The sequence below is a fragment of the Micromonospora sp. WMMD1274 genome (assembly GCF_049179035.1).
GTDB classification, from domain to species: Bacteria; Actinomycetota; Actinomycetes; order Mycobacteriales; family Micromonosporaceae; genus Micromonospora; species Micromonospora tulbaghiae.
Genome location: NZ_JBMHMG010000004.1, coordinates 1 through 9,617, shown reverse-complemented (window position 1 = coordinate 9,617; position 9,617 = coordinate 1). Strand labels below are relative to the sequence as shown.

10 protein-coding genes are annotated in these 9,617 nt (G+C 69.1%); 3 read left to right on the top strand and 7 right to left on the bottom strand.

The window, feature by feature from the left end; all coding sequences use genetic code 11:
- From ACN27D_RS35825 to ACN27D_RS35795, 7 genes are all read right to left on the bottom strand, one after another.
- Positions 1-414 (bottom strand): SDR family NAD(P)-dependent oxidoreductase (locus tag ACN27D_RS35825; RefSeq protein WP_421501242.1); only part of this gene is annotated, 414 nt, incomplete at its 3' end.
- A 278-nt stretch (positions 415-692) separates the two neighbouring features.
- The gene (locus ACN27D_RS35820) at positions 693-1,328 is read right to left on the bottom strand and encodes a hypothetical protein (protein WP_152748225.1); all 636 of its coding nucleotides are present in this window, start codon (positions 1,326-1,328) and stop codon (positions 693-695) included.
- Positions 1,325-2,728 (bottom strand): MFS transporter, encoded by a 1,404-nt coding sequence (locus tag ACN27D_RS35815; RefSeq protein ID WP_152748224.1) that lies wholly within the window; start codon positions 2,726-2,728, stop codon positions 1,325-1,327. Before ACN27D_RS35815 ends, ACN27D_RS35820 begins: the two co-directional genes overlap by 4 nt.
- Positions 2,715-3,965, bottom strand: coding sequence for a tryptophan 2,3-dioxygenase family protein (locus ACN27D_RS35810; protein WP_047891578.1), 1,251 nt, complete (start codon positions 3,963-3,965; stop codon positions 2,715-2,717). The genes ACN27D_RS35815 and ACN27D_RS35810 overlap by 14 nt, the downstream gene beginning before the upstream one ends.
- The gene (locus ACN27D_RS35805) at positions 3,962-4,999 is read right to left on the bottom strand and encodes an aminotransferase class V-fold PLP-dependent enzyme (protein WP_396849546.1); all 1,038 of its coding nucleotides are present in this window, start codon (positions 4,997-4,999) and stop codon (positions 3,962-3,964) included. The genes ACN27D_RS35810 and ACN27D_RS35805 overlap by 4 nt, the downstream gene beginning before the upstream one ends.
- A 137-nt stretch (positions 5,000-5,136) precedes the next feature.
- Positions 5,137-5,898, bottom strand: coding sequence for a tryptophan 2,3-dioxygenase family protein (locus ACN27D_RS35800; protein ID WP_235437427.1), 762 nt, complete (start codon positions 5,896-5,898; stop codon positions 5,137-5,139).
- 87 nt (positions 5,899-5,985) lie between these two features.
- Complete coding sequence (locus tag ACN27D_RS35795) at positions 5,986-6,387, bottom strand: hypothetical protein (RefSeq protein ID WP_152748223.1); 402 nt, start codon at positions 6,385-6,387, stop codon at positions 5,986-5,988.
- Between the two features lie 410 nt (positions 6,388-6,797).
- Between ACN27D_RS35795 and ACN27D_RS35790 the strand changes: the two genes are divergently transcribed.
- From ACN27D_RS35790 to ACN27D_RS35780, 3 genes are all read left to right on the top strand, one after another.
- Positions 6,798-7,301, top strand: coding sequence for a GNAT family N-acetyltransferase (locus ACN27D_RS35790; RefSeq protein ID WP_235437426.1), 504 nt, complete (start codon positions 6,798-6,800; stop codon positions 7,299-7,301).
- A gap of 88 nt (positions 7,302-7,389) precedes the next feature.
- Positions 7,390-8,625, top strand: a complete 1,236-nt coding sequence (locus tag ACN27D_RS35785; protein WP_278091387.1) for a nitric oxide synthase oxygenase — start codon at positions 7,390-7,392, stop codon at positions 8,623-8,625.
- Between the two features lie 86 nt (positions 8,626-8,711).
- The coding region (locus ACN27D_RS35780) for a phosphoadenosine phosphosulfate reductase family protein (RefSeq protein WP_421501241.1) at positions 8,712-9,617 on the top strand (906 nt) is incomplete at its 3' end.

Sequence of the window (9,617 nt, the reverse complement as noted above, 5' to 3'; positions counted from 1 at the left end):
TTGCGCGGTGCTGCTGACGGTGACGATCCGGGGGTCCGGCGCCGTCAGCAACGCGGGCAGAAGAAGTCCGGTGAGCGCGAAGTGCGCGAGATGGTTCACCCCGAAGTGCATCTCGACGCCGTCGAAGGTGTCCCACCGCGGAACGCCCATCAGGCCGGCGTTGTTCACGAGGACATCGATCCGTCCGTGATCGTCCAGAACTTGGCCTGCCGCAGCGCGAACGGATTCTAGGTTTCCCAGATCCACTCGCAGTTGCCGAATGATCGCGTCGGGCTGTGTCGCCTTGATGGCCGACGCCGCTGCGCTCATTCGTCCTGAGTGCCGGCAAGCCATGATCACGGTCATGCCGGCGGCGGCAAGCAGGCGAGCGGTGTGGTACCCCACGCCGGCGTTGGCGCCGGTGATGACGGCCACCTTGCCCCGCTGGTCCGGTGCTGGCGATGGGAGGCGAGCCGGGCCGTGGGCTGCTCTGCTGGCCCTGCGTGTGTTCGCCGCCCTGTCGTTCGGGGGTCGGCGGGAGGTCGTTGTCATGGTCATGACATCTCTTGGATCGGCCAGGTTGAGCATCGCAGTTGTCCCCCGATTCGTGTCGCCTCTCGTGGTGGAGGTGGCCCGGCCTCTGGGGCGGTTCAGAGGCCGGGCCCGCCGGCGAGTGACCTCCACGTACGCCGGCGCGGTGAAAGCTGCTGGGGCTACGGCTTGCGCAGGTTGGCGAGCGTCTCGTGAGTCATGCGGCCAAGCGCTTCCATGACGGCCTGGTCGTCGCTGCCGGACGGCAGAGCGTCCTGCGTCCAGCCCACCGTCAGGTACAAGTTGCCGTCGAGACAGGCAAGGCGCGGGCCGAGCAGACTATCCACATAGACGTAGCTGTCCTGGCATCCACTCGGTACCTGACGCAGCGCTTCTTCCTCCTGCGCCACCGCCTTCAACCCGTTGAACCGCACCTCCGCGTGGTCATTCACCTCAACCATCAGGTTGGCCACGCCCCTGGGGCCGAAACCGACAACGCATCCCTTCAGCGGGCCGTCCGTGGCGTCGCGGCGAGGGTCGGCAACGACACCGAGCAGCTCCTCCAGCGGAGCCACCACGAAGGCGTCGCACGGGCGCAGCTGCGAGCCGTACCGCCACGGAGTCACGCTCGGCCCGGGCGACGCAGTCGCCTCAGCGGCCGAGGTCAACCGCGCGGACGCTCCGCCCTCGGAATCCCGATTTCTACCGCAGCCGGTGGCCGCCAGAATGATCACCGCGACCACCATCAGGACCGTCGCGGTGACGACACCGAACGCGCGTCGCGTACCGGCCGGGGCTGGCGATTCGCCATGGCTCAACGGACAGCCTCCTTGCGCTCTAGGGTGATGCCGGCGGCATCACTGGAAGGGCTGGTAGCGGCACCCCGCTCATCGCGAACACGGACGTGGGACACAGCCAGGACTGCGCCAGCCAGGCAGGCCAGCGCCACCACGGCGATCGCGACGCTCGCGCCCAGCGGGGGCATGAGCACCGACACGACTGCGGTTCCACCGGCTCCACCAGCGAATCCCGAGAAGTAGGTCAGTCCGACAGCCGTTCCCCGCCGATCCGTACGCAAGGCGGCCAGCGCGACGGTCAGCATCGGTTGCCCCAGCGCGAAAACCGCTGACGAGATGACCGTCGACGTGATCACCAATGGGCCGACCGAGTCTGATGGCACTAACCCCACGATCACCAGCGCTCCAGCAGCCAGCAGCAGCGCCTTGGCCGACGACCGCTGCCGGAGGGCCAGGCCGTGGGACACGGCCACCCCCGCTACCGCACACAGCACCAGCACCACGCCGCTGTTCAGCGGCGTCCATCCGGCGTCGGCGAGCAGGTGTCCGTCGGCGAGCACCACGGCAAACCGCGCCCCGTAGATGCAGCCAGCCAGCAGGCACACCCGCCTGAACTGGGCCTCGCGCACCAGTGCGGCAGGCACGAACGCGTCGGGCCGGCGCCGCGCTCGAACCCACAGGGCGAGCCCGCTGGCGGCCGCACCTGCGGCCAGCGCCGATGCAGTCGTCAGCGTCAGCACCGCGATCTGCGTCAGCCCGACCGTGCACGTCGCGAACACCGTCAACAGTCCTGCTCCGACAGCGTCGAAGGCAGCCGACGGCCTCCCCCGCCGATGGTGGTGTCGCGTTATCCACGGGACCGCCAGCACCGACAGGACGGGCAAGACCACGGCCGCGCGCCACCCGATCACCTCCGTGGCGGCTCCACCCGCGAGCGTCGCCCCGGCCAGGAACGTCGCCATCACCGCGCCCAACGCCCTCGCCACCGCGCCGCGATGCTCGGCATCGACGTGAGCTGCGATGGTGAGCACCACGGTCACGACGGCAGACGATCCGACAGCCAGCACCACCCGGCCGGACACCACCGCCTCCGGTGTCGGTGCCAGCAGACACACCACCGTGCCGGCGAGCAACAGCACCGCGCCGATACGGAGACAGGCCCGTGTTCCCCAGCGTTCGGTCAACGGCCCGAACACCGCAGTACCGACGCCGAGAGCGATGGCGTACCCAGACAACAGCCACACCGTGCTGACCGAGCCAGAGACGTCCGGAATGTAGGGCACCGCGACCGCCGCCGCCATGATGCCGAACGTCACCGGCCCGTAGAGCGTCCCCAGCAGCACGCCTAGCCGGGCGGGACGAGCACCGGAACCACCGGGTGCACGGTTGGCGGTGATGCCGCCGGCATCACCGCCGGTCACGCCGTGCCCCAGACGGAGTTGAGGGCGCCCGGTTGAAAACAGGGATGTCCTTGACTTCTTTGAGGTAGGCGGTTCCCGAGGTGTAGCCGGTGCCCGCCTCGTTGCCCAGCATCCGCACCGCGAGCGAGTAGTGGGTGCGACGCCACCCTGTCAGCGCGGCCGCGAAGGACGCCATGCTCTCGACGAGTTGGTCCTCGACGACCGCTGCGAATCCAGCCCGCTCCAGCTTCCCCACCTGGGACTGCACCGTGGCCTGCCCGGACAGCGCCCGCATCCGCGCCTGCGGCGCGGACTGGAAGGCGACCGAGTGTAGCCGGGCCAGTTCCGGGCGGCGGCACAGCGACTCCACCAGCTTGTAGCTGTAGCTCTGGATGGCACTGGCGCCCTCGGTCCACCGACGGAAGTCGCGGAACGCCGCGACCTGCATGGTGGCCAGCAGCGAGAACAGGGGTGAGGCTTCCCGCAGGATCCCGGTCGCCGCATCCAGCCGCGCCCCGCCGTGCACAGCATGCCCGTCGCCGAGGAGTTGAATAACGCTGCACAGGTCCACCGCCACCAGCGCGAACGTCGCCTCCCACGACTGGAGGACTCGGAGGAACAGGTACTCGTCGTGCACCCGGGAGACGGGCAACATCGACAGGGCGACCGCCTGGCGTTCGTCCCGGTTGAGGAATTCCTCGACGGCCCGCCACAGACGATCCGGGCGAACATCGTCCACGGCACCCGCCTGTTCAAGGCCGAGGCGGGCAAGCGCGGGTTGAAGCACGCGCATGCCGAGCCTGAGCCGCTTACGTGTCAGGCCAGATGCCGGCCGGAACTCCGGCAGCGGCTGTCGCTGGTCCTCTGCGGCGGCGTGCTCGAACCTCAACACGTCTGCGATCAACGCCACGACCAGCCGGTCCCGGCATCGCAACGCCGCCGCCGCGTCCACGACGATGTCGCCGCGGTCGGCGTCCGGCAGGGGAAGCAGCTCCAGCGCCAGATACGTGCGGTAGTCGTAGCGGCCGTCGGCCTTGTCGAGCAGCACGTTCAAGAACGAGCGCAGGAGACGGCCGCCAGCGTCGGGCCCGGCGACGGAGTTGGTCACCTCCCTGGCCTGTCCCAGCACCTCCAGCATCTGCGGCGGTACGAAGTGCTTCCCGTGCTCCCGCACGCTGGCGACGACGTCTCGATACGGAAAGTCGTCGCTGCACCGCTGACCCGTCAGCCACCGCTGCACCGCGTCGACGCCGTTCATGCCACCACTCCCTGTCGATGAGACCGGCGGCGCTCTGCCGCCCGGGCGTCGGGGAACTCCCCCAACAGTCGGCATGCCGTCTCGACGTCCTCTGCGGTGGTGAAGGCGTGCATCGCGAGCCTGACCACCCGGCCTCGCGGTGCGACCGCGACGTGCCGGTCTGCCAGCCACCGCGTGATGGCCTCCGGTGCGGGGTGCAGGACCGCCAGATGGGCGCCGTGCTCCTCGGGAGTCGTCACGAACAGGCCTTGCCGCGTCACCAGCTCGCGGGCGAGCCGCGCCATCTGCGCCACGTGACGTCGAACCTGCCCCAAGTCCAGGTCGGCGATCAGCGACAGGGCCGCGTTGGCGGCGTACACCGCTGGCACCGCTGGCGTCCCGACCTGGAACCGGCGCGCGTCGTCCGGCCAGTCCACCAGGTGAGGATCGAACCGGTGAGGATCGCGACGACCCTGCCAGCCGGTCAGACCCGGTACGCGTCCACCACTGGCAGCGGCCTCATACAGAGCGACGACCCCCGGCAGCCCGAGGGCGTACTTGCCGAAGCCGGCCACGAGGTAGTCACAGTTCCACTGCCGCACATCAAGCGGCTCCACCCCGAACGCCTGGTAGGCGTCGACGAAGACCTCCGCACCGGCATGATGCGCCGCCTCGACGATGTCGCGCACCGGCAGGCGCTGACCGCTGCTGTAGGTGACCGCGGGCACCGACACCAGGGCTGTGCGGCCGTCGATCGCCCGCAGGTAGTCGGTGAGGCACACCCGGCCGTCTCGGTCGCCGACGAAGACCACCTCGGCCCCTCGCCGGCGCTGCGTCAGCCAGGCGTGGGCGACCCCGGGGAACTCGGCGCTGCACGTCACGATCCGAGACCGCGTCGTCCATCCCCGCGCAGAGCCCACCTGGTGCGCGGCCGTTGACGCGTCGGCCAGCAATCCGATCTGGTGCTCCTGGGCCCCGAGCAACGCCGCGACTCGATAGCGCAACTGCGTCACCTGATGCTCCCACGCCTGCCACGTCACCGCGGGGCTCTCCATCGCGGTGAGCATGGCCAGCAGGGACGACTCGACAACCGGTGACCGGGGCGCGTGACTGCAACTGGCCAAATGGACGCGTCCGGCCAACGACGGCAGTTCACGCCGCACCGCAGAGCAATCCATCGGTGTCCGGGCCATCACGCCATCTCCCGCAGCGACGTGGCGCTGGTTACGACGGCGGTACGGACCGCCCACAGGTCGGGGAAGTACCTGTGGGCGGTCAGCTTCGCCAGGGTCCCGACCGGCGTGCCCTGGGTGCCGAACCCGCCGTCGCCGACGAGCCGGGCCGCAAGGAGGTAGTGCCGCATCCGCCACAGCGCCACAGCCTCGTCCCAATCCACCATCCGCTCCGCCAGCCGGTAGATCGGCTGGTCGGCCCGCCACCGGCACAGCTGCTCCAGGGAGACTCCGCAGTGTTCGCAGAGATGCTCGAATGCCTTTGCCAGCTCTCGCCCGGCCCGCCCGATTCCCACCCAGCCCGGCGACTGCGCACCTGACCCCGTGCCCAGCCGAGGTCGCATGACGGCGAACGCCATCGGCGAGAGGTGCTCGAACATGTCGAGCTGGCCGGTCACTGTCCGGATCGCGTCGGCCGCTTGGTGAACGAGCAACTCCCCCGCGCCCACATCGCCCGAACGCAGGTGCCACGCCGCCTCCTGCGACGCCTCCACCGCCACGCGTAACCACAGCTCGGTGCTCTGGTGCGCCACCTGGAACAGCAACTCGTCACGATGAGCACGCTCGGGTGCCGGCACCTGAAGCCGCAGCAGCTCATCCACGCGCATGTACCGGCTGTAGGCGTTCACGTCCGTCGTTCCCACGTAGCCATCTGGCGGCGCGCTGGCAGGACCGCCGTCCTCGTCGTCCAGGCCGTCGGGCGGGCGAGGTGTCGTGTGCACGCCTCCGCTGTGCGAACTCTGAGGTGCCATCTTCAGTGCCCCCGTTGTCTTCGTGGTCGGCGTCAGGCTGATTGACGGACCAGCTGGTCAAAACCATGGAGCGTGAGCCAGGTTCCGCAGCTCCTGACCAGCACGAGCCGCGGCGTCCGCCCTGCGCCGGGCAAGCCACCGCGGAGCTTGTCCGCGACCGGGCAGCCACAGCAGCAGAACGCCGTGGGCCAAGACGGCGGCACCCACCACTGCGCGCGGTCCCGCCGCCATTCGGTCAGCCATGAGGAAAGGAAGTGCCACCGCCGTCACGACCGATCCGCCGGCCGCAGCACGTAGTCCGGCGAGGCTGCCCGACATGGGGAGGGACAGGCCCGCGACGACCGAGACGAGCGCCAGAGCGAGCAGGACGATGAGCACGCCGGCATCCAGTGCCATCGCGCCGAACGGCGTGTTCGCGTCCCAGCCAGCAGCCAGGTACACGGCCGCGTCGGCGAACACCGTGGAGCCGGCGCAACACACAACCGTGGCCAGGCGGACCGCTCTCGGTGCCGATTCGTGGGGGCGCATCGTCCTGTTGACGACGGGGCCTTGGTGCTCCGGCAAGGTTGCGCTCCCTCAAGGCTGGCATTCGGGCTCAAATTCGGTACGGTAATCACGCCTGAAACATGAATACGGTACCGGGACGGGAGATGTCAACACGATGAGGAGTGAGCACGTAGTGATGCCGCCGGCATCACCGGGCTCCGAGCGGCCAGGCAAGACGGCGAGCGCGCCGTGCGCTGGCGGTCGTCTCACGCCGTTCACCACCCTGCTGAGGGCCGCCCGGCACCGCCGACGAGCCGGCCCCATGGCTGGGCTTTCTGCCGACGGCCGCCGTGGGTAGCCGAACTGACCGCGACCGCAGCACGGTGACCCTGCCCGGAGGCCCGGAGCTGACGGTGTATGCGGCTTGTGCCGACGATCTGCCGGCCGTGATGGAACTGCATCAAACCTGCTCAGCGCGCAGCCGGCACTGGCGCTATCTGTCGGGTGCGGTGCCATCACCCGCCCGCCTGCGTCGGCTGCTGGAGCCGGCTCGCGGAGTGACCCTGCTTGCCGCTGCGGGCGACGGCGCGATGGCAGCTGTGGTGGCGATGGCGAACCTGATCGCCGAGGGAGACCAAGCTGAGGCAGCGCTGCTCGTTCGGGACGACTGGCAGCGGCACGGACTCGGTTCGACCCTGCTGGTCTGGTTGCTCGGGCTCGCCAGCAGTAGCGGCTACGCCGCGCTCGTGCTGCACATGCACGCGGAGAACACCCCGATGCTGCGCACGGTCAGGCGGCTCGATCGCGCGGCCCTGACCGAAAGGGACGGCGCCTTTCTCACCTTCACCGTGCCAGTGGTCGCCACCAGCCGAAGGCCGCCCTGGTGAGGCGGCGACCAACGCCCGTGCGGCTCTCCCGCCAAGCGGAGCCGACACAGCGACAGCCAGCATCAGGACCAGCAGGAACGGGCACGACGTGACCGAAGGCAGCCTGCCGGTGATGCCGCCGGCATCACGGCTTGATGATGAAGCGGCCTTCCGCACCCGTGCCGCGTCGCGGTCGCCCACGCCAGTGACGGCGGCCAGCAGCTGCCCAGCGCACGCGCCCGGCGGTCCCACCGACGGCCCGGCTCGGGTTCTCAGCGACGCCCACGCCTTTCTCACGCGCTACTTCCACGAGACAGGACGCGACGGCTTGCGGACTCGCCTGGCGCAGATGCGACGCGAGGTTGAGACCAGCGGCACGTGGTGGCAGACCACCGACGAGTTGGTGTTCGGGGCGAAGCTGGCGTGGCGTAACGCGGAACGGTGCATCGGACGCGCCCGTTGGAGCGCCCTGCGCGTGCGTGATCTCAGAGGGATCAACCGGGCCGATCAGATCCGCGGCGAGTTGGAGAACCACCTGGACCTGTCCACCAACGGCGGTGCCATCGTCCCGATGATGTCGGTCTTCTCCCCAGCGTCAGCCGACATGCCTGCCGTGCGGATCCGCAACTCGCAGCTGATCCGGTACGCAGGATGGACCACCGCAGCCGGCGAGGTGACCGGAGATCCCGCTCAGGCGCGATTCACCGATCAAGCCATACAACTGGGTTGGCGAGGACCGTCGAACCGGACCCGGTTCGACGTGCTGCCCTGGATCATCGACGGCATTGACGTCGGCCGGGCGCTGTTCGCCGTCCCTGCCTCCTGCGTCTTGGAGGTGGAACTGCGCCACCCGCAGCATCCCTGGTTCGCGCTGTTGGGACTGCGCTGGCCGGCGCTGCCCGCGATCAGCGACATGACCTTAAGGGTGGGCGGGGTCATCTATCCCTGCGCGCCGTTCAGCGGCAGTTACATGGCCTCCGAGATCGCCAGTCGCAACCTCGCCGACCCGGCGCGCTACCACCAGCTGCCCGCAGTGGCGCGCGGGCTGGGCCTTGACACGCGACGAGACCGGCTGTGGCGGGACAAGGCGCTCCTCATGCTCAACGAGGCGGTCCTGCACAGCTTCCTCGCCGCCGGGGTCCGCATCACCGATCACCATCGGGAAAGCATCTCCTTCGCGCGGTTCACCGACCGGGAAGAAGCCGCAGGGCGGCCGGTCTACGGGGACTGGTCGTGGCTCAACAGCTACCCCATGACTCCGCAGGACCCGAGCTGGGGCCGCTACTACGCATCACCCTCGCCGCAAGATCCCGGGCTGCACCCCTCTCCACCGGTGAAGCCGTGATCGGACCATGACCTGCCCACAGTGCCGAAGCTCCGAGGACGGCTGCTGTCTTAGGTCAGAGCGCTGGTGACGAAAGGATTCAGACCGTGCGTAGCGCGACCGAACTGCCCGGCATGGTTGAACTGAGTATGCCAGCGCGCAATGCTCGCCTCGATGCGCTCATCAAGGCGGCCCACGACCTGCTTGACCGGGCCGTTCGGGAGGAGATCGTCGAGCACCACGACGGCCACGGCCGTAACCGCAAGCATGTGGCGACTGCGGTGCTGTTCTCCGGCGGCCACGACTCCACAGTGCTGGCCCACCTGTTCCGCCGGCGAGCGACTCATGCGATTCACGCGAACACCGGGATCGGCGTTGAGGCCACCCGCCAGTTTGTACGTGACACCTGCGCGAGCTGGGGACTACCGCTCATCGAGAAGCACCCGCCGGTGGGTTCAACGTACCGCGAGCTGGTGCTGACCGACGGATTCCCTGGTCCGGCGAAGCACTGGAAAATGTACCAACGGCTCAAGGAACGCGCCTTGGAAGCGGCCAAGAACGAGCTGGTGAGGATGCCGTCGCGCGAGCGGATGGTCTTCCTGGCTGGCCGGCGCAGCGGTGAGTCGAAGCGGCGCGCCAGAATCCCAGAGGTTGAGCGCCGGAAGTCGATCGTCTGGGTATCTCCGCTGCGGAACTGGACGGCACTGGACTTGAACACCTACCGGCGTCGGTTCCTCGACTGCCCCCGCAACGAGGTCGCCGACATGCTCCACATGTCCGGGGAGTGTCTGTGCGGGGCGTTCGCCGAGCCCGGCGAACTGGACGAACTGGCGATGTGGCCGGTTGCGGCCGACGCCGTGGCCCAGATCCGCAGCCTGGAGACGGAAGCCGTTCAAGCGGGCATTCCCGAGCCCCGGTGCCGCTGGGGGTGGGGCGCCGACCAGGGCCGGGCCAAGGCTCGTGGTGGCCCGTTGTGTTCGTCGTGCGAGATAGCCGGCCAGCTTGAGCTGTTT